The following is a 24700-nucleotide window of genomic DNA, read 5'->3' on the forward strand; positions in this document are numbered from 1 at the left end:
ATCCCAGCGCCCTTCGGGTATGGGCAAGGCAGCAGCCGTGCGTAAAGTAATGGTCGACGGCGGCCTGTTTCTGCGAATCAGAGTAGCGCTCTTTGCGGGGCAGGGAACTGATATTGCCACCGCTGGCTTCCCATGCCTGTACCCATCGCCGGAGGTTGCGCTCTGTGGGGTAGCCCAATTCACGAATAACAGAGGTGATCTTTCTACCGAATTTAAAATAGAGCTCAATAGCACGAAGGCGCTCAGCTTTTGAATACATAAATTATCTCCTGAGAGTCCAGGAAATCGTCCGCACCCCCTTTCCGGTCTTATATCAGTGTTGCTGACAACTGCGGCCGCAGTCATGTTGTAGGGGGAAAGTAGCCGAAAATCAATGAATTGACTTTCCTGTTTTTTTATTGGGTGTCATCCTCTCGTTCTGTGCGAACATGAGGTTTGTCATCAGACTCAAAGCCCCCAAAGGAGATTTTAAATACAACTTAACACTTTGAAATAAAAGAATTTGTTTCATGTCATATCCACATGTTGACCACATCGATACTAGAAGAGGCCCCGCGAATGCGGGGCTTTCTTTTAATTATCCGTTTCGACAAATACTCCCTCGAAGACAACGAATAAACCGTAACCAGCCGCCCTGACAGGCGACTTTTTAATACCCGCCATCACACGCCCTTAGAGCGACGACACACCGCCGCAATCGACAACCTCCCAACGACTCACCCGACACCATCACAACGCGATAGCGAGCCGCTGAGACGCGAGGAAAATAAATAACCCGGCTCAGCGCGCAATGCTTTCCCCGCCACGCCAGCCCGGTTAACGGGTTGCTTTTAATGCAGGTACATCAGGAGCCCCGAGCCCTGCCAGCGCTGATGCTGGCTGACAAACGCTGGAATGTAAAACGGATGCAAACTCATGCACCTGATGCATGCAGAGTTTAAAAACGACATAATCGCCAGTAAATGGCATAAAAAGACCGGCATTCTAAGTGCCGGTCTTGTGGCTTAATTCAAGCATCAGTTTTGCCATGAAATGATGTCGTCCAGACCAGAGAGCAGGTCGGGAAAGTAACTTTCATCAATATCGAAGGAATCATCAAGAGTAATACTGTCAGCATGGTTTTCAGGCTTAAGTACCATACTAACGCCAACAGTTCCGGCAAAATGTGCCTGATGAAACTTAAGCACAACCTGCTCGAATGCCGAGGTTAAATTAATATCCTTAAATTTCGCCCCTGCCTTTAAGGCCTGATGGAAATCATGTGTATCATTCCTGAACTGCTCCAACTGACCGACAAAAAACTCTGCAGCAAACTCTGTTTTTAAGGCAGGGATTGAGAATTCAACCCAAACCATAATACGGCTATAGGCAGGCTCTTCGGGCTCAGCCAGCCTTTCATAAGGCGTTAATTTAAGGTGCCTGTCACCGCTTGTGATATCTATCATGATCCCCTCTTACGGCATGTACTGAAAATGCATGATAGTCCAGTCAGCTTCCCTGACCAAAACCTCAAGACGGTAAGACTTATAAATATAAGTGCCTTTATTTTGCCTGTCTTCCACAAGCTTATACATACGAGCCTCGTAACGGAAAAGCCCTGGCTTTTTGAGAGGATCCGGCTTTCTTATGCCATAACGAATGGCCTTTTCCTGAATCTGTAAAGGCACATAACGACCAGGGGTCAGCATGTGCTTTGCCGATGACTCACTCATCCTGAGCGCGCGAACTGATAAGCCCATTTTAAGACGGCCGCGCAAGAGACTGATGGTAGCCTCACTGAGCCTCACAGTTACGGCGGCTTTGACACCACTTTCCAGTAACGCCTTACCTGCCCGTAAAAGACGAAATGCACCAAAAGCAATTAAAGCGAGGTCTGTTGGGTCAATCAGGGGGGCCTCTAATGGCGCTTCTTCCAGCCTGACAAACATGCCGTCTGCATCATAAATCTGCCATAAACCGGGAGCCTGAGCGACGGAATAACCAATACACATCCCGCTTTCGTCATCAACGATGGGTTTTGAGTTCAGTGGAGGATTGCGGGGGCGAAATTCGAAATATTCACCGGCTGGCAATGTAGACTGGAAGGTGTAGAAACGTCCTGGCTCGTCTGTAATTAATCCAACGCTCATTGTCATGATTTCCTTTTGGGCTAACCTTTGAGTCATCATAAAGGACGTTTTTACTTCAATCTACTTTTCCTGATTCTGATTTTATCGACTTAGAAGCTAAGGTAATCCTCCCATTTTTAACCGTAGTTAAAAGTAGAGATTAAGCAGCCGGACAGCAGTTGCGCTTTCAGCTCCCTCGGGTCAGTGGTGTTTCAGGTGGCCCGCCAGTTCGCTTACGCTCCCGCCGCACCTTTATTCGCTTTCACTCTTTTCAAGGCTTGCCTGAGATTGACTGGTTCACAGATGGCTTCCATCAGCCACGCTGCTGACGACGGACTTTCTCTGCTCGCCAGTGCCTGCACGGTTTCAGCCTCCTGTTCGCCAGTTAGCCTACCCTACGGTACGCTCAGTTCTGAATGCAGAACGACGGACAGGCCTTCTGGGGTAAGTTCGGCCTCTTTCACCACGCCCTGCCCAATCTACCATCCCGGCTCTTGATGGTTATCGCCTTTTTAATCAATGAATTGCTCAGCCTGCCGGGTAGGCCTTTTATCGGGTTTCTGTTCGTCAGGTCATGGTTTTGCTTCACGCTTCCTTCAGACCCCACCTCGCGACGGCGCCCTTGCGCTTCACTAGTCCTTTGCCACCAACAGGCTGGACAGGGGATTTTCACCCCCCGATGTGCTGAGCATGCCCGGCACACCACAAAAAAACCCGCCGAAGCGGGTTTTTTTCAGTAACAGAGCAGACGATTAAGCCTGGCCTTTCACTTCTTTCAGACCGTTGAACGGTGCGCGGTCACCCAGAGCTTCTTCGATACGAATCAGCTGGTTGTATTTAGCAACACGGTCAGAACGGCTCATAGAACCGGTTTTGATCTGGCCTGCTGCAGTACCTACCGCCAGATCAGCGATGGTTGCATCTTCAGTTTCGCCTGAACGGTGAGAGATAACGGCAGTGTAGCCAGCATCTTTCGCCATCTTGATAGCAGCCAGAGTTTCGGTCAGAGAGCCGATCTGGTTGAATTTGATCAGGATGGAGTTAGCGATACCTTTTTCGATACCTTCTTTCAGGATTTTGGTGTTGGTTACGAACAGATCGTCACCAACCAGCTGGATTTTGTTGCCCAGCGCTTTAGTCTGGTATGCAAAACCGTCCCAGTCAGATTCGTCCAGACCGTCTTCGATAGATACGATCGGGTACTGTTTGGTCAGGTCTTCCAGGAAGTGAGTGAACTCTTCAGAAGTGAAGGCTTTGTTACCTTCGCCAGCCAGAACATATTTGCCGTCTTTGTAGAATTCAGAAGCAGCACAGTCCATAGCCAGAGTAACGTCTTTGCCCAGCTCATAGCCAGCAGCTTTAACAGCTTCAGCGATAACAGCCAGTGCTTCTGCGTTAGAACCCAGGTTAGGCGCATAGCCACCTTCGTCACCAACAGCAGTGCTCATGCCTTTAGATTTCAGAACCTTAGCCAGGTTGTGGAAAACTTCAGAACCGATACGGATCGCTTCTTTAACAGTTTTAGCGCCAACAGGCTGAATCATGAATTCCTGGATGTCCACGTTGTTATCAGCGTGTTCACCACCGTTGATAATGTTCATCATTGGCAGCGGCATGGAGTATTTACCCGGAGTGCCGTTCAGTTCAGAGATGTGTTCGTACAGCGGCATACCTTTAGCAGCAGCGGCAGCTTTGGCGTTAGCCAGAGACACAGCCAGGATTGCGTTAGCACCGAAGTTAGATTTGTTTTCAGTACCATCCAGATCGATCATGATCTGGTCGATAGCAGCCTGATCTTTAGCGTCTTTACCCAGAACAGCCTGAGCAATCGGGCCGTTTACCGCAGCAACAGCTTTGGTTACGCCTTTACCCATGAAACGGGATTTGTCGCCATCGCGCAGTTCCAGCGCTTCGCGGGAACCAGTGGAAGCACCTGACGGGGCTGCAGCCATACCTACGAAACCGCCTTCCAGGTGAACTTCGGCTTCAACAGTCGGGTTACCACGAGAGTCGATGATTTCACGACCGATGACTTTAACGATTTTGGACATTAGGTTTTCCTCAGTACAAGTTAAACTAAAACTCCAGACAACAACGCGCCAGTGTAGCCCATTACAACTGTTTTAGCCCGCTAACGTTTCCAGGTAACCAGGTATAACCACCAGGTCCCGTGATACGTTCGCGGGCTACGTTACCAGCGTGGCAGGTGCTTACCGACCCCGCCGCGTTGCTGTACTAATATTACTTTTCTTGCCGTTTCTGGTATTCACCAGCGGCTTTCACAAAGCCCGCAAACAGCGGATGCCCATCGCGCGGCGTTGAAGTGAACTCCGGGTGGAACTGGCAGGCCACAAACCACGGATGATCAGGCACTTCAATAATTTCAACCAGTTGGTCATCACCGGAACGCCCCGCAATACGCAGCCCTGCGGCTTCAATTTGTTTCAACAACATGTTGTTGACTTCATAGCGATGACGATGACGTTCAACAATCACCGGCGCGCCATACATTTTACGCACCAGGCTGTCGTCGCTCAGTTGGCATTGCTGGCCGCCTAAACGCATTGTCCCACCCAGATCACTTTTCTCAGTACGGACTTCAACATTACCGTCTTCGTCACGCCATTCAGTAATCAGTGCAACCACCGGGTACTTACAGTCTGGCACAAATTCAGTTGAGTTAGCATCCTGCATCCCTACCACATCGCGTGCAAACTCAATCAGCGCGACCTGCATCCCCAGGCAGATACCCAGGTAAGGGATTTTGTTCTCACGGGCATAACGCGCGGTGGCAATTTTGCCTTCCACACCACGGTAGCCAAAGCCGCCGGGGATAAGGATTGCATCGAGGCCTTTAAGCAGCTCGGTGCCACGCGTTTCTACATCCTGTGAATCGATAAGCTTGATATTCACTGTTAAACGGTTTTTCAGACCACCGTGTTTCAGTGCTTCAATTACCGATTTGTATGCATCTGGCAGTTCGATGTATTTGCCCACCATACCGATGGTCACTTCGCCTGCCGGGTTTGCTTCTTCGTATAAAACTTGTTCCCACTCGGAAAGGTTGGCTTCCGGGCAGGTTAAGCTGAATCGTTTACAAATATAATCGTCCAGCCCCTGTGATTTCAACAGGCCCGGAATTTTATAGATAGAATCGACGTCTTTCAGAGAAATAACAGCTTTTTCCGGGACGTTACAGAACAAAGCAATTTTCGCACGTTCGTTGGCCGGAACTGCACGGTCGGAACGGCAAATCAGGATATCTGGCTGGATACCAATAGACAGCAGCTCTTTTACAGAATGCTGCGTCGGTTTGGTTTTCACTTCACCAGAAGCACCCAGATATGGAACCAGCGTCAGGTGCATGTACAGGGTACGTTCACGCCCGACTTCGGCTGCCATCTGGCGAATGGCTTCCAGGAATGGTAAAGATTCGATATCGCCAACGGTACCGCCGATTTCAACCAGCACGACATCGTGGCCTTCGCCACCTTCAATGATGCGCTCTTTGATAGCGTTAGTGATATGCGGGATAACCTGAACTGTCGCCCCAAGGTAGTCACCACGACGTTCTTTACGCAAAACATCGGAGTAAATACGCCCGGTGGTGAAGTTGTTACGACGGGTCATCTTGGTACGGATGAAGCGCTCGTAGTGGCCCAGGTCCAGATCGGTCTCAGCGCCGTCTTCAGTAACGAACACTTCCCCATGCTGGATTGGACTCATCGTACCCGGATCGACGTTGATGTACGGATCCAGTTTCATCATGGATACATTGAGCCCGCGGGCTTCGAGAATAGCGGCAAGGGAGGCTGCGGCAATGCCTTTACCCAGAGAGGAAACAACCCCGCCGGTCACAAAAATATAGTTCGTTGTCATGCTGAACCTGAGAAGTTAGGTTTAAAAGACGATGGAATAACCAGGACGGGAAAGTAGTATACCTGAACAGCGCATTGCTCACAAACTTTCATTCTTCACTCTCTGGCCGGACACCGAACGTGGTACGACCGAAGAAAATAGCTTGTCAGCGATAAATGTTTTTGACGTAAATCAAGCGCTTGTTATTTAATTTTTCTGCTAACTCGCGCTTGCTCGTAAAAACCATTTAAATATCAATTTCCTGGCACTTAACTTGCTGCCATGCGCGTTCCATCTGTTCCAGAGTGGCTTGTTCGAGTGCCAGCCCCTGCTGGCGGATAATCGCCTCAACCTGGCGAAAACGGCGTTCAAATTTCAGGTTCGCTTTTTGAAGTGCTGTTTCGGCCTTTTTCCCTAAATGGCGCGATAAATTGACTGTGGCAAACAACAAATCGCCCACTTCTTCTTCCAGTTTATCTTCATCCACCACCGCCTGGCTGGCTTCATGCATAACTTCATCAATTTCTTCATGCACTTTTTCCAGAACCGGGCCAAGAGTGGTCCAGTCGAACCCTACGGCTGAGCAGCGTTTTTGTATTTTGTGTGCCCGCATCAACGCTGGCAGTGAGTGCGGGATATCATCCAGTACTGAAAATTGTTCTTTTTCTGCACGCTCTTCACGCTTAGTTTTTTCCCAATTGGCAAGCACAGCTTCACTGTCATTCAGTGTGGCATCACCAAAAATGTGTGGGTGACGGCGCTCAAGTTTATCGCTGATGGCGGCGCATACACTGGTGAAATCGAAATGCCCGGCTTCCTGCGCCATTTGTGCATAGAACACCACCTGAAATAATAAATCCCCCAGTTCGCCACGCAAATCGTCAAAATCTTCCCGTGCAATCGCATCCAGCACTTCGTAAGTTTCTTCCAGAGTATAGGGAGCGATACTGGAGAATGTTTGTTCTTTATCCCACGGACAACCACTTTGCGGGTCACGTAAGCGCCGCATAATGCCCAACAGGCGTTCTATTTCGGTCATTTCGGTTCCTTAAAGATTACAGCGAGAAAACAAACCATGAGGGATGACTACCGACTGGCATGGCCTGTGGAAATAACACTCCCGGGCTGAGAACCCAGCCGGGAGTGTATCAACGGGTGAGAGATAGACATTAAAACAGTGTGAGTTAACCGTGCAAACGGCGTGCGTCAATCACATCCGGCAGTTGGTTAAGCTTGCTCAGGACACGCCCCAACACCTGCTGGTTGTAAATTTCGATATCCATATCAATAGTGGCCAGTTGCTGCTTCACATCGCTGCGGCTGGCAACACCCAGCACGTTAACTTTTTCGTTTGCCAGTATGGTGGTGATATCACGCAACAGGCCACTGCGGTCATTTGCCGTTACCCGCACCACCAGCGAATAACCACTGGAATAGCTTTCACCCCACACCGCATCAACCACGCGTTCCGGCGCATTGGCCTGTAACTCCGCCAGTTGCTCGCAGTCTGCACGGTGAATAGAAATACCGCGCCCCTGGGTGATATAGCCCGTAATATCGTCCCCTGGTATCGGTTGGCAGCAACGGGCGATATGGTGCATCAGGTTCCCCACGCCTTCCACCACAACCCGGCCATTGTCCTTGCGGCTTTGGCTTTGCGGTGTATAGGTTTTTTGCTGAAGCTGTTTTAACGCCTGGGCATCCTGCTCTTCCGCACTGGGCTTGTTGAACTGCGATTGCAGGAAATTCACCATTTGGTTAAGGCGAATATCGCCTCCGCCAATCGCTGCCAGTAATTCATCCACTTCATTGAAGTTGTAACGCGGCAACAGATGTTTTTCAGCATCTTTCAGGCTGATACCTAAATGCGCCAGCTCATCATCAAGGATCTGCCGCCCTGCAAGGATATTTTTATCGCGGTCCTGCTTACGGAACCAGGCGTGAATTTTGGCCCGCGCACGGCTGGTTGCCACATAACCCAGGTTGGGGTTTAACCAGTCCCGGCTTGGGTTAGGTTGTTTCTGTGTGATGATGTCAATCTGGTCACCCATCTGCAATTGGTAGGTGAACGGGACAATACGCCCACCTATTTTCGCGCCAATGCAGCGGTGGCCCACATCACTGTGGATGTGGTAGGCAAAATCGAGCGGCGTAGACCCGGCAGGCAGGTCAACGACATCGCCTTTCGGGGTAAAGACATAGACCCGGTCGTCGAATACCTGGCTGCGCACTTCATCCAGCATTTCACCGGTATCCGCCATCTCCTCTTGCCAGGCTATCAGTTTACGCAGCCAGGCAATGCGGTCTTCATGGCCTGAACGGCCACTGGCCGATGCTGTGCCTTCTTTGTACTTCCAGTGCGCGGCAACACCCAGTTCAGCGTCTTCGTGCATCTGTTTGGTACGAATCTGGATCTCTACCGTTTTCCCTCCCGGCCCCAGCACCACTGTATGAATTGACTGGTAGCCATTGGGTTTAGGGTTCGCGACATAGTCATCGAACTCATCGGGCAAGTGACGATAATGGGTATGCACAATACCCAATGCCGCGTAGCAATCCTGTAAACGTTCAGCCACGATGCGCACAGCACGCACATCAAACAACTCATCAAACGCCAGATGCTTTTTCTGCATCTTGCGCCAGATGCTGTAAATGTGTTTTGGCCGGCCGTAAACCTCGGCCTTCACACCTTCTTCTTTGATGGCTTCACGCAATTGACCAACGAACTCTTCGATGTAGTGTTCGCGATCAAGCCGCCGCTCGTGCAGCAACTTCGCAATCCGTTTGTACTCATCAGGGTGCAGGTAGCGGAAGCAATAATCTTCCAGCTCCCATTTCAGTTGCCCGATACCCAGGCGGTTCGCCAGTGGGGCATAAATATTGGTACATTCTTTTGCAGCCAGTACCCGCTCATCTTCCGGCGCATCTTTCACTTCGCGCAAATGCACAATACGTTCAGCCAGTTTGATGACCACGCAGCGGAAATCATCCACCATGGCCAGCAGCATACGGCGAACATTATCAACCTGTTCTGACGAGACTGCGTCGGTATGGGTGGCTTTCAACTGGCGAATGGCGTCCATGTCGCGTACACCATGAATCAGCGTGGCGACCGATTTGCCCATGGCTTCCTGGATATCACTTTCGCTGACCACCTGGTTATCTGCCAGCGGGAACAGCAGTGCGGCGCACAGCGTGTCGGTATCCATGCTCAGCATAGTGAGGATTTCTACCATCTCGACACCACGCCACAGAATCAGGTTGGCATCGTCATGGCCTGCAATTTGCTGCTGGCAATAGCGCACGGTATCCGTTAAACGGGCGCACGACTGCTGGCTCGCTATACCCAGACTTTTTATCCACGTTTCAGGGGCAAACTCGCCAACGTTATTGATATGTGCACTTCTTACCGCAACCATTGTCCTCTCCTTTCGGGACTCATTCTGGCAGATGGGAGCCAGTGTCAATCTTTTGCTTTTTCGAACAACACCATCGATTCCAGGTGACCAGTGTGCGGGAACATGTCCAACATTACCAGCCGTGTTATCTGGTAACCCGCGGCCTGTAATGCTTCACTGTCACGCGCCAGAGTCGCCGGGTTACAGGATACATAAACAACCTTTTCTGGCGCGAGCCGGATAACCTGAGGTATGGCCACAGCAGCGCCCGCCCGGGCCGGGTCAAGTAATACTTTGGTAAAACCCTGCCTGGCCCAGGGTTGCCGGGTAACATCCGATTCCAGGTTCTCATGGTAGAACATGGCGTTCAGGCAACCATTATCAAGGGCATTTTGTTGCGCCTTTTCTACCAAAGCCAGAACCCCTTCCACCCCAACAACCTGCGCCGCGCGTTTCGCCAGTGGCAGGGTAAAATTTCCCATGCCACAAAACAGGTCCAAAACCCGGTCCTGTGGTGTAACAGCCAGCCACTCGCAAGCCCGTGCCACCATCTGCTGATTCACCTGGTCATTCACCTGGATAAAATCTCGCGGGCTAAAGCTTAAGCGTAGACCGTCCGACAGATACCAGGGGATGTCACCGCTGATTCTTGTTAATACGTCACTTTCCGGTGCCAGAAACAGTGTCACCTGGTGTAAATGCGAAAATTGTTCCAGTTTTTCCTGGTCTTGCGAATTTAACGGGCGAATGTGGCGCAGCACCATGACAGGGCCATTTTCAGCATCCACCAGTTCCACATGGCCGAGATAGCGCGCACCCTGTAATTGTTGTAAACAAGTTTGCAGTGGTTTTAATAATGCTTCAAGGCGACGCACCAAAACCGGGCATTGCTGTATGGTTACCAGCTCATTACTGGCACTTTTGCGAAAGCCCATCTGTAAAGACTGCGTTTTGGCAATAAAATTCAGGCTGAGCCTTGCCCGGCGGCGGTACGCCCAGGGTGCACCTGTAATGACATCATCTACCGGGCGTTTCAACATGCGGGCCAGAGAGCGTGATTTACTTTGCTGCTGCAACGCAACTGAAGCATGTTGTTGTTGGCAGCCGCCACATACGCCAAAATGGGGGCAGACGGGTGAAACCCGTTCCGGGCTGTCATTTAGCCTGCGTAACAGTTTTCCTTTGGAATACTGGCGTTTATCTTCTGTGATGGTGACATCAACACGTTCACCCGGCAATGCGCCAGGAATAAACAGTGCTTTACCGTTGTGGCGTGCCACGCCTTGCCCAAAGGTGTCCAGGTCGTCAATAGTAACGGTGAGTGATTGACGCGTCGCCACGCGTCTTTTTGCAGAGTAGAATTGCGCCATGTGCTCGTTTTTACTTAATAATTACTGCGACATATTGTCCCATACTGGAACGTCATGACCAACTACAGCCTCAGAGCCCGAATGATGGTACTGATCCTGGCACCCACGGTGTTGATCGGTTTGTTGTTGAGTATCTTTTTCGTTGTGCATCGCTATAACGATTTACAACGCCAACTTGAAGATGCCGGAGCCAGTATCATTGAACCGCTGGCTGTCTCCAGTGAATACGGCATGGACCTGGATAACCGTGAATCGATACGCCAGTTAGTCAGTGTGTTGCATCGCCGCCATTCGGATATTGTACGCGCCATCGCGGTGTATGATGACAAGAACAACCTGTTTGTTACATCTAATTACCATCTTTCGCCGGATAATTTACGCCTCGCGCCCGGCCAGCCTGTCCCCCAAAAGCTCACTGTCACACAGCAGGACAGCAATAGCCTGATACTCCGTACCCCCATCATTTCTGAAGGTTACCAACCGGATGAATCCCCGGCAGCTGGGGCAAAACAGCCACATAATACACTGGGCTATGTCGCTCTTGAGTTAGATTTGCGCTCAGTACGCTTGCAGCAGTACCAAGAAATTTTCATGGCATCACTCATGCTTATTCTCTGTGTGGCTATCGCGCTTGGGTTTGCCTGGCGCTTAATGAAAGATGTCACCCGCCCGATTCGCAATATGGTCAATACGGTAGACCAGATACGCCGTGGGCAACTCGATACGCGTGTCGAAGGTTTTATGCTTGGCGAACTTGATATGCTGAAAAATGGTATCAATGCTATGGCGATGTCGATAACGGCTTACCATGAAGAAATGCAGCATAACGTTGACCAGGCGACATCCGATTTAAGGGAAACCCTTGAGCAGATGGAAATCCAGAACGTTGAACTGGATCTCGCGAAAAAACGCGCTCAGGAAGCCGCCCGTATCAAATCCGAATTTCTGGCGAACATGTCCCATGAATTGCGTACTCCCCTTAATGGTGTCATTGGATTTACCCGCCTGACACTCAAAACAGAGCTTAACGACACACAACGCGACCACCTGCAAACCATAGAGCGCTCAGCCAATAACTTGCTGGCGATAATCAATGACGTTCTGGATTTTTCAAAACTGGAAGCGGGCAAACTGATTCTGGAAAGTATCCCCTTTTTGCTCCATAACTCGATGGATGATGTGGTCACTTTGTTGGCGCATTCCGCCCATGACAAAGGCCTTGAGCTGACACTCAGTATCAAAAATGATGTGCCGGATAGTGTAATCGGCGATCCGCTGCGCTTGCAGCAAATCATCACTAATCTGGTAGGGAACGCCATTAAATTCACGGAACAGGGCAACATTGATATTGTGGTGGAGTGCCGTTCACGCGCCAATCAGAAAGCGCAAATTGAGATACGTATTCACGATACAGGTATCGGTATTCCTGAACGCGATCAATCACGGTTATTCCAGGCATTCCGCCAGGCCGATGCCAGCATTTCACGCCGTCACGGTGGTACCGGACTGGGGCTGGTTATCACACAAAAATTAGTTAATTCGATGGGCGGAGATATCTCGTTCCACAGCCAGCCCGGCCAGGGTTCAACGTTTTGGTTCACGATTAATATCGACCTGAACCCTAATGCCATCATAGATGTGCATATCACTGAGTTTCTGGCAGGCAAACATATTGCTTATATTGAACCAAACCATACCGCAGCACAAAGTACACTTGAATGGCTGGAATCCACACCAGCGCAAATCTCATGGCGTGCCAAACTGGATGATTTAACAGCAGAAAATATCGATGTACTGATCATGGGTGTGTCAGTGACCTCCCATCAACCATTATCGATGGAACAGGACTTATTTGCCCGGGCTTTGCAGCGCTGTAACAGCCTGATTATCGCTCTGCCCTGTTATGCGCAAATTGATGCAGAAGGCCTGAAAAAAGGCGGAGCAGCCGCCTGTATTCTGAAACCGATTACGCCAACCCGCTTGCTGCCACTACTGGCTGAATGTTGCGGTAATCACCCGGAACATCAAACGGATACCCACCCATACAGCCCTCTGCCAATAACGGTTATGGCTGTCGATGACAATCCGGCAAACCTGAAACTGATTGGTGTATTACTGGAAGACTTAGTGCAGCATGTGGTGCTGTGCAACAGTGGTCGTCAGGCTGTGGAAAAAGCCCGCACTGGTCATTACGACATTATTCTGATGGATATCCAGATGCCAGATATGGATGGCATTCATGCCTGCGAGTTAATTCGCCAGATGCCTCATTTACACAAAACGCCGGTCGTTGCGGTTACCGCCCATGCAATTGCCGGGCAGAAAGAAAAAATGCTGCGTGCCGGTATGAATGACTACCTGGCAAAACCGATTGAAGAAGATAAATTACGCAGCCTGTTATTGCGTTACCACTCCTCCGTGCATGGCGTACTACCCGCTGCCGCAGCCTTCCAGCAACAGGATAATCCATTACCTGCCAATGATGTCTCCCTCGACTGGCAACTGGCAATACGCCAGGCAGCTAATAAGGTGGATCTGGCCCGTGACATGCTGCAGATGTTGATAGACTTCTTACCAGAAGTACGCAATACCGTAGAAGAGCAACTGGTAGGGGAAGCACCTGGAGACTTGCTGGACAATATTCACAAACTGCATGGTAGCTGTGGTTATAGTGGTGTGCCCAGGCTGAAGAACCTCTGCTTCCTGATAGAGCAGGCACTGCGTAACGATACGCCAGCCAGTGACCTTGAGCCGGAATTCCTCGAATTACTGGACGAAATGGACAATGTCGCCAAAGCTGCGAAAAAAATCCTTGGATGACACACAACAACTGCCCATTACAGCCAATGGGCAGGCAAAGGCATCAGCAAAAGCGGTTAATGCGCGAGGTTTTGGCCCACCTGGAGAATGGCTGCAATGTTACGTGCGGTATGTTCCAGGTTTTCGCCAGCATCATTCAGAGCCTCTTCCAGGGGACACACCCGGCTCAGCACACTGAATACGGCATTCAGGCCATGCTGGTAAACCACAGAGACATCTCTGGACAGGCTGCCGCCAATCCCGATAACGGGCTTCCCAAAACGTACCGCAATACTGGCAACACCCACCGGCACTTTGCCGTGAATACTCTGGCTGTCGATACGCCCTTCTCCGGTAATCACCAGGTCAGCATCCTTGATGACATCCGCCAGTGACAGTGCTTCTGTCACTATTTCAATACCCGGACGTAAGCTTGCATTGCAAAAGGCATACAACGCCGCGCCCATCCCTCCGGCAGCCCCGGCACCCGGCAGATTCAGGACATTTTTATCCAGCGTTTGCGCAATAATGCCAGCATAGTGCTCCAGCGCCTTGTCCAGTTGTTCGACCATGTCAGCACAAGCGCCTTTTTGCGGGCCAAACACAGCTGAAGCTCCCTGAGGACCGGTCAATGGGTTGGTGACATCGCATGCCGCGTCAATCTGGCATTGCGCCAGGCGCGGGTCCAGGCCACTGATATCAATCCGGGCCAGTTTCTGTAATGCCGCTCCCCCTGCAGGCAGCGGCTGGCCCTGGCTGTCCAGTAAGCGGGCACCCAACGCCTGAATCATTCCCGCACCACCATCGTTGGTTGCGCTACCGCCCAGGCCAATAATGATATGCTTTACGTCCTTATCAAGAGCATGGCGAATCAACTCGCCGGTACCCCAGGATGTTGTCAGCAATGGATTACGCTGCTCAGGCGCAAGCAACTCAAGACCACTGGCTGCCGCCATTTCAATAAACGCCACATTGCCATCGCCGGATATACCGTAAAAACCGTCACAGCGTTCACCAAGAGGGCCTGACACACTGACTTCAATGATACGCCCCTGTGTTGCCGCTACCATTGCATCAACGGTTCCTTCTCCGCCGTCAGCAACAGGCACACACACATATTCAGCGTCAGGATAAATTTCCTGAAAACCTGACCGGATATGCCCGGCAACCTCTTGTGCACTCAGACTTTCTTTAAATGAATCTGGCGCAATCACTATTTTCATATGCCATCCCTCTGCTTAATGGTGATCTCTTGGTTACATATTGGCAGTCTGTGCCAGGCCTGAAACTTGTACAAACCTGGCCTGTGTCGGTAAAAATCGCGGTTAACGCACCATGCATGGGCGTTTGTTATCAAACGTCCAGTCAGGGATAAGATACTGCATAGCCATGGCATCATCTCGTGCGCCAAGTCCGTGTTTTTGATACAACTCATGAGCTTTCATGACCTGGTCCATATCCAGTTCAATACCCAAACCGGGTTTGGCCGGTACCTGAACCATACCGCCTTTAATCTGCAGTGGTTCGCGAGTCAGACGCTGGTTACCTTCCTGCCAAATCCAGTGGGTATCAATAGCGGTGACCTTACCCGGTGCCGCAGCAGCCACATGGGTAAACATTGCCAGAGAAACATCAAAGTGATTATTGGAATGCGAACCCCATGTCAGCCCAAAATCATGGCACATTTGAGCAACACGCACCGAACCCTGCATCGTCCAAAAATGTGGGTCAGCCAGCGGAATATCCACAGACTGTAGCGATAAAGTATGGCCCATCTGACGCCAGTCTGTGGCAATCATGTTGGTTGCGGTTGGCAACCCGGTAGCACGGCGGAACTCAGCCATTACTTCACGGCCAGAGAAGCCCTGCTCCGCACCGCAAGGATCTTCTGCATATGCCAGAACACCTTTAAGTTGCTTGCCCAAAGCAATCGCTTCATTCAGCGACCAGGCCCCATTAGGATCCAGAGTAACCCGCGCTTTCGGGAAACGTTTTGCCAGTGCAGTAACCGCTTCCGCTTCTTCTTCGCCAGCAAGAACACCGCCTTTGAGTTTGAAATCATTAAAGCCGTACTTTTCATAAGCAGCTTCAGCCAGGCGCACTACGCTGTCTGGAGTCATGGCTTTATCATGGCGCAACCGGTACCAGTCGCATTTTTCATCTGCCTGGTTTTGGTAAGGCAGAGGTGTCTGTGTGCGATCACCGACGAAAAACAGGTAACCCAGCATTTCAACTTCATTACGTTGTTGCCCATCGCCGAGCAATGATGCAACGTTAACTCCCAGGTGTTGGCCCAGCAGATCCAGCAGTGCCGCTTCGATACCGGTCACAACATGAATCGTGGTACGTAAATCAAATGTTTGCAACCCGCGACCGCCTGCATCACGGTCTGCAAATGTTTGACGAACCAGGGTCAGCACATTTTTATATTCGCCCAGTGCTTTTCCCTTAACCAGTTCTACTGCATCTTCCAGCGTTTTACGGATTTTTTCGCCACCGGGAATTTCACCCACACCGGTATGGCCGGCGTTATCTTTAATAATGACAATATTGCGGGTGAAGAAAGGGGCGTGAGCGCCACTCAGATTCATCAGCATGCTGTCGTGGCCTGCAACGGGAATAACCTGCATACCGGTTACGACAGGAGTAGAAGTTACGTTACTCATTAGCTTGTCCTTGTGTTCATATAATCACGACCAAAAGCGGGGCGTTTACGATCAAATGTCCAGCCTGGTACCAAATACTGCATTGCACTGGCATCATTCCGTGCGCCTGCAGGCAATGTTTTATACAACTCATGGGCTGCCTGGACCTGCTCCCAGTCCAGTTCCACACCCAACCCGGGTGTATCCGGCACAGCTATTTGCCCATTAACAATTTCCAGTGGTTTTTTCGTCAGGCGCTGGTTACCTTCCTGCCAAATCCAGTGAGTATCCAGCGCGGTGGGTTGGCCCGGAGCGGCCGCGCCAACATGGCTGAACATCGCCAGTGAAATGTCAAAATGGTTGTTTGAATGGCAACCCCAGGTAAGCCCCCAGTCATCACACAGTTGTGCCACACGAATGGCACCACTGAGCGTCCAGAAATGAGGGTCCGCCAGCGGGATATCCACCGCGTTCAGCATGACTGAATGCCCCATTTCACGCCAGTTGGTGGCAATCATATTGGTTGCCACAGGCAACCCGGTGGCGCGCCGGAATTCAGCCATCACCTCGCGGCCAGAAAAGCCCTGTTCAGCCCCACAAGGGTCTTCGGCATATGTCAGCACATCCTTCATTCCCTTGCACAACGCCACGGCTTCATCCAGCAACCATGCCCCATTCGGATCTACGGTTATGCGGGCATCAGGAAATTGCTTTTTGAGCTGCACAGCGGCATCGAGTTCCTGTTCGCCAGGCAAGACACCCCCTTTGAGTTTGAAATCTTTAAAACCATAGCGGTCTTGTGCTGCCTGAGCCTGGCGTACAATCGCCTCTGAATTGAGCGCTTCCTGGTGGCGCAGGCGATACCAGTCGTGGGTTCCTGGGCTGCTTGCCAGATAGGGCAAATCCGTTTTCCGCCGGTCACCGACATAAAACAGATACCCCAGAACTGTCACGGTGTCGCGCTGGCGACCTGGCCCCAACAACTCACATACCGGTACATTCAGAACTTGCCCCAGTAAATCAAGGCATGCAGCTTCCAGTGCGGCAACAGCATTCACTCGTAATTCAAACGTCCACGCGCCTTTACCGAAAGTATCAAAATCCGCAGATTGATTACCTTTGTGCACTTGTTGTACCAGGCGGTTCAGACAGGCAACTTCCTGCCCGACAACCTGGGGAATTGCCTCATTCAGCGTGCGATAAATCACTTCACCGCCTGGGGCTTCCCCAACACCAGTATGCCCGGCGTTATCAGTAAGCACGACGATGTTGCGTGTGAAACAGGCGTTATGTGCACCACCAATATTGAGCAGCATACTGTCGTAACCTGCCACGGGGATAACCTTCATCTCCGTGATAACCGGGCTAGATTGTGTGTGCATGTTTCGCCTCCTGCCCTTTAACGGGTTTGAGCTCAATACGTTTGATATCACCGACAATAACCAGGAAGCTCAGCACCGCAACCAGGGCGTGAACACCGACATAAATCAGCGCGCCGTGGAAAGACCCTGTCATCCCGATGATGTAACCAATGGCAATCGGTGTCACAATGCCGGAGAGGTTGCCAAACATGTTGAACAACCCACCGCTCAGGCCACTGATCTCTTTCGGTGCAGTATCGGCCATCACCGCCCAACCTAATGCCCCCAGTCCTTTTCCGAAGAAAGCCATCGCCATAAAGCCAACCACCATCCACTGCGCATCAACGTAATTGCACAGCACCATCGTCATGGACAACAACATGCCACATACAATGGGTACTTTACGGGCAACATTGAGGGAACCGGTGCGACGCATCAGCCAGTCGGAAATAATGCCACCCAGCACGCCACCCGCAAATCCACAGACAGCCGGCACAGATGCGATAATCCCCGCCTTAAGAATTGACATTCCACGCGCCTGAACCAGGTACACCGGGAACCAGGTAATAAAGAAATAAGTCAGAGCATTAATGCAATACTGGCCGAGATAAACCCCCATCAACATCCGTGACGACAGTAATTGCTTAATTTGCCCCCATTTTTCAGACATTGGCACCTGATGTTTAGCCCCTTTCTGATCCATATTGATCAGAGCGCCGCCTTGCTCGATATACTCCAGTTCTGCTTTATTCACACCCGGGTGGTTGTTAGGTTCGTGGATCATTTTGAGCCACAGGAAGCTGATGAGGATCCCAAGTCCGCCCATAAAGAAGAAGACATGAGACCAGCCCACTGCATGAGTCAGCCAGCCCATAATCGGCGCGAAAATAACGGTAGCGAAGTACTGCGCAGAATTGAAGATAGCCACAGCAGTTCCCCTTTCCTGGGCAGGAAACCAGGCTGCGACAATACGGCTATTGCCAGGAAACGAAGGCGCTTCAGCGAGGCCGACAAGAAACCGCAACATAAACAGCGCAGCGATAATGCCAAACCCACTGAATATATCGACAAATCCTTGCAATAAGGTAAACAGTGACCAGATGAAAATAGACCAAAAATAAACCCGTTTAGAACCAAAACGGTCGAGCAACCAGCCTCCCGGGATTTGCCCAATCACATAAGCCCATGAGAAGGCCGAAAAGATATACCCCATACCAACAGGATCAAGACCAATGTCTTTCGCCATGGCGGACCCGGCTATAGACAGCGTTGCGCGGTCACCATAGTTGAATGATGTGACGATAAACAGCATCACCACAATCCAGTATCGGGCGTTAGTGCGCTTCTGCACATTATCCGCAACCTGGCTGACTGTGTTCATGTTGTGCTCCTGAATCTCTACGTTGAGCGACTCCCATTCTGAACAACAGAACCTGTAGGGCACTTCAGAATGATGAATAAAGGCCGCAGCGTTAGTTGTTATCTGGCGCCCTGAGGGCTTTACGCATACGGAATATGTACTGGCTTATGCAGTATAAAAACACGTAGTGCACTGCTCACCGTGCAAGAGCACAAGATTCAGGGGAAGAGGAATAAGAAATTTAAGCATCGGACCAACGTGCTGCGTACTTCTTCACGATTTGCCTGATTAGCTACCAAATGGGGCTCATCAGGCAGTGAATTGTATTGGGACGTGAGCGGCATCACTTGACAGCCATACCGCAAAACAAAGGCACACTAAATAAAGGGAAATTACAGAAACATCAGATGATTAAATCAAGTGGCCCCAGTGCTCAACCCAGGCATTGGTCACTTGCTCAGGTTCCGGGTCTTCTGCTGCGTCCACCAACAACATATCGCCAACTCGCTGCGCCGCTACATCCTTAAGCAAGGCATCAAACTGCTTCCCACCACCACAAAAGTGTTCATAGCCGCTGTCGCCAAGGGCTACCAGACCATAACGGTGGTGCGGGAAATACCCGGCATCTTTAATAGCGTGGTAGAGGGAGCGAATGTTATCGGGCAAATCCCCATTACCGGTAGTGGAAGTAATAACCAGGGAATAATGGCCCTGGTAACGCGCCCAGTCAGCGATTTCAGGGTCTTCAAAAATGGTGACATGATGCCCTTGCTGCGTTAATAATGCTTCTGCCTCTTCGGCAACTAACAGTGCGTTTCCATACACAGTGCCAACAAAAATACCGACTTCTGCCATCCTGTTAACCTCTTGTTGTTTCGCAATCACACCCATCCTGGCTACCACCAGAGACAAACTCAACCCTTTCATTCTCTTTCAGGATCCCTTGCCAGCCAAAATGTGACAATGCCTGCATCCAGCTTTTATCCAGCCCGGCATTTATCACCAGAGGTTTGCCAGTAAAAGGGTGTATCAGCGCCAGTTGGCTTGCATGAAGCATAAGCCGGTTACAACCAAAATGCTCGGCTGCTCCCCGGTTCTGGCGCAAATCACCATGTTTTGTATCGCCAATAATAGGATGGCGCAGATGCACCATATGGCGGCGTAGCTGATGTTTACGCCCGGTCTTAGGTAACAGTTCAACCAGGCTGTAACGTGCGGTGTCATAGCGGCCAACCGGCACCGGCATTTCCACTGTCGCCAGACCGCGATATTCAGTTACAGCAGGCTGTGCAACTTTATCTTGCCGGGAAAATTTATCCGCGATTTTATCCATTTCTTCTATCAGCGGGTAATCCAGTACATCAGTTCCCTCAAGCCAGCCACGGGTAATTGCATGATAGCGCTTTTGAATTTCATGCTGCTCAAATTGACGGGATAGCCTGCGCCCTGCTTCACTACTCAGCCCAAGCAACAACACGCCCGATGTCGGCCTGTCAAGACGATGCACAGTAAACACATGCTGGCCGATTTGATCACGCACTGTCTGCATGACCACCACTTTTTCGTCCCTGTCCAGCCAACTGCGGTGCACTAACCAGCCTGAGGGTTTATTGACTGCGACCAGCCAGTCATCCTGGTAGAGAATTTCCAGTGTCACGATTTATCACCTGAAAATAAGGCGTCCAGCTCCACCAATACTGCCAGTACGGATTCCCGGCCAGTGTGGTCTGGGGCAAGCGCCTGTTCATAATAAGGCGCGACTGCGAAGTTCTCGGGTAATGCATGTGGGCCATCCAGTAACGCATGCATCCGGGGAATAAGCACCCATTGCAACCATTCATAAGGTTGTAAGGTATCAAGAAAGAATGGCTGTGAACTTTCGAAAGCACTGGCATGAGGTGGTTCGGCCTGCCACTGCCCACAATCACGCAACTGTTGTTCAAGCATGTGCAGATGGCGGCGTACGGCCTGGTGGTGGTTCATGGTTTTCTCCGGGCAACATCAACAGGCACAAGCATACCATTGCCGGCGGTAATGAGAAAAACAGTGGGTGGGAAACAATAATAAAAAAGGGAGCACTGTTAAACAGTGCTCCCGGTTCGTTTAGCAGCTATCCGGCTACTTATTATGCTCCCTGCTCATCCTTGACAACTTTTCCTGATTAACAATCCTTGTTAGTGCTTCCTGCACGCGTCTTCCCGATGCTACAAGCGCCCCCCGACGCATCTTTCCTTAAGTCATCCTGACCCGCCTGACTCCTGTCGGGCTCTCATTCTCCATCCTGGAGGTGTCCTTTTGCGCAACCTTGCGCTATCCTCTTTGCTTCATCCTGAAGCCTTCCCTGTTACACCTTCTGGTGTGTCCTGTTTGAAGAGACGTCATCCTGATATCTGCTTCATTATCAACTCCCTGTCGATGACATTAGAATCGCTGATTCAGCAGGCAGTTACAAGATGGTATCAGATAAACCCTACGTAAAGTTTCATCCGCTAATGTATAGCTCACCTTTAACAGTATGATAATAAAAATTTTTTAAAAACAACCATCTAAAAGGTAATGCATTTTCTCTGGCAATTATCCTACAACTTTGTAAGAGATATCTCACAAGGAAGTAAGCCAAAAGGACTACAAAGTCCGCGGACTGGCCTCTTCAAGGAACCGGGTAAGTGAAGGAGCGAGAACCTGACGCACCTTACGCCCGAGTGTTTCGAGCACCACTTCACCACTCAGGTTACACACAGCAACCACCTGTGACTCACTTTCAACAGTGCCAATGAAAACCGTTGGTGAAAGTTTTAAACGCCGTTGAGTAACCAGATGCCCAATCACATTCTCCTGCACACGGGTAAAATCTTCTTCACTCCATACCTGCAGTAACGTTAACGGTAATCCCCCAAACGTTGCCAGCATATCACCGGCAAATTGCGTGGTGTAAAACTGGTGAATCGCTGGCTGAAGGGTTATCCCCATGGCTCGCTCAACAGCGCCCAAATCTTCAGACAGGCTAAAAGGCTGAGGTTGCCAGTACACCACATCTTTTTTAGTTTGCGTAATACAGGGTGATGGTACACCGAACAGTTCATCACTCGCCGGGTGGGTTCCACACAGTTGATCCCACGTCTGGCTGTATCGTGTGGTAAAATCCTGCAAAGCACTCTGAACAGCGTTATCCACTCTTTTCTCCGAAGAAGTCACTGCACACCGGCAACCAGGCGAGAAGATGCCGGGTAGCGTTAACGACCAAAGCGGACACCATACAGGATGGTAGCGCTGCTTGCTAACTTCCGGCTTCAAAATTTACGCTAAAAATAAGTACCACCTTTTCGGCATCCTATTTAAAGGTAAAGTATGACTGTTTACGATAACCACAAGGCGCTCAGCGGCCTTACACTGGGTAAAACAACGGATTACCGGGATCGCTACGACGCTAATTTATTGCAACCTGTTCCCCGCAGCCTGAACCGCGACCCACTGGGGTTGCACGCCGATAGCCTGCCGTTCCACGGTTGCGACATTTGGACATTGTACGAACTCTCCTGGCTTAACAGCAAAGGTCTGCCTCAGGTTGCTGTTGGGCATGTTGAACTGGAAGCGCGCAGCGTCAACTTGATTGAATCGAAGAGTTTTAAACTTTACCTCAACAGTTTCAACCAAACCCATTTTGAAAGCTGGGACGACGTACGCCAGACACTGATTCGTGATCTGAGCCAGTGTGCAAAAGGCCAGGTTGCCGTCACGCTGTATAGCGTTGGTTTTCTGGAAGGGCAACCTATCGCCGCTTTTAACGGGGAGTGTATCGACAACCAGGATATCACTATTGATGATTATCAGTTTGATGACACGTTGCTCGAAGGCGCCGCAAGCACAGGGCCGGTCATTGAAGAAACACTGGTCAGCCATTTACTGAAGTCAAATTGCCTGATTACTCACCAGCCAGACTGGGGTTCAGTACAAATCGCCTATCAGGGCAAGCGCATTGATCGCGAAAAGCTGCTGCGTTACCTGGTCTCTTTTCGCCATCATAACGAGTTCCATGAACAATGTGTTGAACGCATCTTTAATGATATCCAGCGTTACTGCCAACCCAAAGCGCTTAGTGTTTACGCCCGCTATACCCGTCGTGGTGGGCTGGATATCAACCCCTGGCGCAGCAATTATGCGTTCACCCCCGCGACAGGCCGCCTGCCCCGCCAATAATCCCTGTGGCTCATGGATGAGCTAAGTTCCAAATCAGTTTTCGCTATGCGAACCAACACGCGAATCAACACAATAATGCAAACTGTTGCACTCGTGTGGGTTGTTAAAACCCACAAGCCAGGGCTATTGTAATCACAGGGAGCTGTGCCTTTAGCCCCATAAGGAGTCTACTTGATTACACATATCAGCCCACTTGGTTCAATGGATTTGTTGTCGCAACTGGAAGTCGACATGCTTAAGCGCACGGCCAGTAGCGATCTTTATCAACTGTTTCGTAACTGTTCACTTGCCGTTCTGAACTCGGGTAGCCAGACAGACAGCAGCAAAGAACTGTTATCCCGTTTTCAGAATTTTGACATCAACGTACTGCGCCGGGAACGTGGCGTGAAACTTGAGCTGATTAACCCGCCTGAAGATGCTTTTGTCGATGGGCATATCATTCGTTCACTGCAGGCCAACTTGTTTGCCGTGTTGCGCGATATTCTGTTCGTTAACGGGCAGATTAATCTTGCCAGCCGGGTACAACACCTGAATATGGAAGCCTCGGTACATATCACTAACCTGGTGTTCTCGATTTTGCGCAATGCCCGGGCATTGCATGTTGGTGAAGCCCCGAACCTGGTTGTTTGCTGGGGTGGCCACTCAATTAATGAAACTGAATATTTGTATGGCCGCAGCGTAGGTAACCAACTCGGCTTGCGGGAATTGAATATCTGCACTGGTTGTGGGCCCGGAGCAATGGAAGCCCCGATGAAAGGTGCGGCGGTTGGGCACGCACAACAGCGTTACAAAGATGGCCGGTTTATTGGTATGACTGAGCCTTCAATTATCGCCGCTGAGCCGCCAAACCCACTGGTTAATGAACTGATAATCATGCCAGATATCGAAAAACGCCTTGAAGCATTTGTGCGTATTGCTCATGGCATCATCATTTTCCCGGGTGGTGTAGGCACTGCAGAAGAACTGTTATACCTGCTCGGTATTCTGATGAATCCGGAAAACCAGAATCAGGTACTGCCGCTGATCCTCACCGGGCCAAAAGGCAGCGCGGATTACTTCCGGGTACTGGATGAGTTCATTGTTAACACGCTGGGTGAAGAAGCCCGCAAACATTACACCATCATTGTTGATGATGCGGCTGAAGTGGCGCGCCAAATGAAAAAAGCGATGCCGATGGTGAAAGAGAACCGTCGTGAAAGCGGAGATGCTTACAGCTTCAACTGGTCATTACGTATTGCGCCAGACTTGCAACTCCCCTTCGAACCCACCCATGAAAATATGGCGAACCTTAACCTGCACACGGAGCAGCCAGCAGAGAAACTGGCCGCTGATCTGCGCCGGGCTTTCTCAGGAATTGTCGCGGGTAACGTGAAAGAAGTAGGTATCAAAGCGATTGAATCCTTTGGCCCGTATAAGATCCATGGTGACAGCCAAATAATGAAACGGATGGATGATTTACTGCAGGGTTTTGTAGCCCAGCATCGTATGAAGCTCCCAGGATCAACCTACATTCCCTGCTACGAAATTTGTAGTTGATAGTGAATTAATATCGGGTTAATGCGTAGCCATTCATAAAGGGCAGTGAATACTGCCCTTTTTTATTG

At 50.5% G+C, this 24700-nt stretch carries 19 protein-coding genes; 3 read left to right on the forward strand and 16 right to left on the reverse strand.

Annotated features, from left to right (window positions below):
- From A9B99_RS21235 to rlmD, 8 genes are all read right to left on the reverse strand, one after another.
- Positions 1-259 (reverse strand): helix-turn-helix domain-containing protein (locus tag A9B99_RS21235; RefSeq protein WP_156519093.1); only part of this gene is annotated, 259 nt, incomplete at its 3' end.
- A gap of 757 nt (positions 260-1016) precedes the next feature.
- Positions 1017-1445 (reverse strand): WapI family immunity protein, encoded by a 429-nt coding sequence (locus A9B99_RS21240; RefSeq protein ID WP_231889232.1) that lies wholly within the window; start codon positions 1443-1445, stop codon positions 1017-1019.
- Positions 1446-1454: 9 nt separating this feature from the next.
- Complete coding sequence (locus A9B99_RS21245; RefSeq protein ID WP_231889233.1) at positions 1455-2135, reverse strand: hypothetical protein; 681 nt, start codon at positions 2133-2135, stop codon at positions 1455-1457.
- Positions 2136-2860: 725 nt separating this feature from the next.
- Positions 2861-4159 (reverse strand): phosphopyruvate hydratase, encoded by a 1299-nt coding sequence (gene eno / locus A9B99_RS21250; protein WP_036102559.1) that lies wholly within the window; start codon positions 4157-4159, stop codon positions 2861-2863.
- 190 nt (positions 4160-4349) lie between these two features.
- Complete coding sequence (gene pyrG, locus A9B99_RS21255; protein WP_064601047.1) at positions 4350-5987, reverse strand: glutamine hydrolyzing CTP synthase; 1638 nt, start codon at positions 5985-5987, stop codon at positions 4350-4352.
- A gap of 226 nt (positions 5988-6213) precedes the next feature.
- Positions 6214-7005 carry a nucleoside triphosphate pyrophosphohydrolase gene (mazG, locus tag A9B99_RS21260; protein WP_064601049.1) on the reverse strand — a complete coding sequence of 264 codons (792 nt, stop codon included), beginning with the start codon at positions 7003-7005 and terminating at the stop codon, positions 6214-6216.
- A 145-nt stretch (positions 7006-7150) separates the two neighbouring features.
- Positions 7151-9385, reverse strand: a complete 2235-nt coding sequence (gene relA, locus A9B99_RS21265) for a GTP diphosphokinase (protein ID WP_064601051.1) — start codon at positions 9383-9385, stop codon at positions 7151-7153.
- Positions 9386-9429: 44 nt separating this feature from the next.
- Positions 9430-10734: a 23S rRNA (uracil(1939)-C(5))-methyltransferase RlmD gene (gene rlmD / locus A9B99_RS21270; protein WP_064601053.1), complete on the reverse strand. Its 1305-nt coding sequence runs from the start codon at positions 10732-10734 to the stop codon at positions 9430-9432.
- A 54-nt stretch (positions 10735-10788) separates the two neighbouring features.
- Between rlmD and barA the strand changes: the two genes are divergently transcribed.
- Positions 10789-13554, forward strand: a complete 2766-nt coding sequence (gene barA / locus A9B99_RS21275) for a two-component sensor histidine kinase BarA (protein ID WP_064601055.1) — start codon at positions 10789-10791, stop codon at positions 13552-13554.
- Positions 13555-13610: 56 nt separating this feature from the next.
- On the opposite strand, the gene A9B99_RS21280 is transcribed toward barA, so the two are convergent.
- From A9B99_RS21280 to syd, 8 genes are all read right to left on the reverse strand, one after another.
- On the reverse strand, positions 13611-14756 hold the full coding sequence (locus tag A9B99_RS21280; protein ID WP_064601057.1) for a glycerate kinase: 1146 nt from the start codon (positions 14754-14756) through the stop codon (positions 13611-13613).
- 102 nt (positions 14757-14858) lie between these two features.
- The gene (gudD, locus tag A9B99_RS21285; protein WP_064601059.1) at positions 14859-16199 is read right to left on the reverse strand and encodes a glucarate dehydratase; all 1341 of its coding nucleotides are present in this window, start codon (positions 16197-16199) and stop codon (positions 14859-14861) included.
- Positions 16199-17560, reverse strand: a complete 1362-nt coding sequence (locus tag A9B99_RS21290; RefSeq protein WP_064601061.1) for an enolase C-terminal domain-like protein — start codon at positions 17558-17560, stop codon at positions 16199-16201. Before A9B99_RS21290 ends, gudD begins: the two co-directional genes overlap by 1 nt.
- A complete protein-coding gene (locus tag A9B99_RS21295; RefSeq protein WP_064601063.1) occupies positions 17544-18920 on the reverse strand; it encodes an MFS transporter in 1377 nt (458 codons plus the stop codon). The genes A9B99_RS21290 and A9B99_RS21295 overlap by 17 nt, the downstream gene beginning before the upstream one ends.
- A 390-nt stretch (positions 18921-19310) precedes the next feature.
- Positions 19311-19754: a flavodoxin gene (locus tag A9B99_RS21300; protein WP_064601244.1), complete on the reverse strand. Its 444-nt coding sequence runs from the start codon at positions 19752-19754 to the stop codon at positions 19311-19313.
- A 4-nt stretch (positions 19755-19758) separates the two neighbouring features.
- Positions 19759-20550: a tRNA pseudouridine(65) synthase TruC gene (gene truC, locus A9B99_RS21305; protein WP_231889237.1), complete on the reverse strand. Its 792-nt coding sequence runs from the start codon at positions 20548-20550 to the stop codon at positions 19759-19761.
- A gap of 2 nt (positions 20551-20552) precedes the next feature.
- Positions 20553-20882 carry a YqcC family protein gene (locus A9B99_RS21310; RefSeq protein ID WP_064601067.1) on the reverse strand — a complete coding sequence of 110 codons (330 nt, stop codon included), beginning with the start codon at positions 20880-20882 and terminating at the stop codon, positions 20553-20555.
- Between the two features lie 642 nt (positions 20883-21524).
- The gene (gene syd, locus A9B99_RS21315; RefSeq protein ID WP_064601069.1) at positions 21525-22073 is read right to left on the reverse strand and encodes a SecY-interacting protein; all 549 of its coding nucleotides are present in this window, start codon (positions 22071-22073) and stop codon (positions 21525-21527) included.
- A 174-nt stretch (positions 22074-22247) separates the two neighbouring features.
- Between syd and queF the strand changes: the two genes are divergently transcribed.
- Entirely contained in the window at positions 22248-23096 is an 849-nt protein-coding gene (gene queF / locus A9B99_RS21320) for an NADPH-dependent 7-cyano-7-deazaguanine reductase QueF (protein ID WP_064601072.1), read from the forward strand.
- 171 nt (positions 23097-23267) lie between these two features.
- Positions 23268-24632: a nucleotide 5'-monophosphate nucleosidase PpnN gene (gene ppnN, locus A9B99_RS21325; protein ID WP_064601074.1), complete on the forward strand. Its 1365-nt coding sequence runs from the start codon at positions 23268-23270 to the stop codon at positions 24630-24632.
- Positions 24633-24700 lie beyond the last annotated feature (68 nt).

The sequence above is a fragment of the Mangrovibacter phragmitis genome, from assembly GCF_001655675.1.
In the GTDB taxonomy this organism is placed as follows: Bacteria; Pseudomonadota; Gammaproteobacteria; order Enterobacterales; family Enterobacteriaceae; genus Mangrovibacter; species Mangrovibacter phragmitis.

Excerpts from the sequence above, each read along its gene's own strand:
- A9B99_RS21240 (WP_231889232.1), bottom strand. The coding sequence starts at position 1,445 with ATGATAGATATCACAAGCGGTGACAGGCACCTTAAATTAACGCCTTAT.
- A9B99_RS21245 (WP_231889233.1), bottom strand. The coding sequence starts at position 2,135 with ATGACAATGAGCGTTGGATTAATTACAGACGAGCCAGGACGTTTCTAC.
- eno (WP_036102559.1), bottom strand. The coding sequence starts at position 4,159 with ATGTCCAAAATCGTTAAAGTCATCGGTCGTGAAATCATCGACTCTCGT.
- pyrG (WP_064601047.1), bottom strand. The coding sequence starts at position 5,987 with ATGACAACGAACTATATTTTTGTGACCGGCGGGGTTGTTTCCTCTCTG.
- mazG (WP_064601049.1), bottom strand. The coding sequence starts at position 7,005 with ATGACCGAAATAGAACGCCTGTTGGGCATTATGCGGCGCTTACGTGAC.
- relA (WP_064601051.1), bottom strand. The coding sequence starts at position 9,385 with ATGGTTGCGGTAAGAAGTGCACATATCAATAACGTTGGCGAGTTTGCC.
- rlmD (WP_064601053.1), bottom strand. The coding sequence starts at position 10,734 with ATGGCGCAATTCTACTCTGCAAAAAGACGCGTGGCGACGCGTCAATCA.
- barA (WP_064601055.1), top strand. The coding sequence starts at position 10,789 with ATGACCAACTACAGCCTCAGAGCCCGAATGATGGTACTGATCCTGGCA.
- A9B99_RS21280 (WP_064601057.1), bottom strand. The coding sequence starts at position 14,756 with ATGAAAATAGTGATTGCGCCAGATTCATTTAAAGAAAGTCTGAGTGCA.
- gudD (WP_064601059.1), bottom strand. The coding sequence starts at position 16,199 with ATGAGTAACGTAACTTCTACTCCTGTCGTAACCGGTATGCAGGTTATT.
- A9B99_RS21290 (WP_064601061.1), bottom strand. The coding sequence starts at position 17,560 with ATGCACACACAATCTAGCCCGGTTATCACGGAGATGAAGGTTATCCCC.
- A9B99_RS21295 (WP_064601063.1), bottom strand. The coding sequence starts at position 18,920 with ATGAACACAGTCAGCCAGGTTGCGGATAATGTGCAGAAGCGCACTAAC.
- A9B99_RS21300 (WP_064601244.1), bottom strand. The coding sequence starts at position 19,754 with ATGGCAGAAGTCGGTATTTTTGTTGGCACTGTGTATGGAAACGCACTG.
- A9B99_RS21310 (WP_064601067.1), bottom strand. The coding sequence starts at position 20,882 with ATGAACCACCACCAGGCCGTACGCCGCCATCTGCACATGCTTGAACAA.
- queF (WP_064601072.1), top strand. The coding sequence starts at position 22,248 with ATGACTGTTTACGATAACCACAAGGCGCTCAGCGGCCTTACACTGGGT.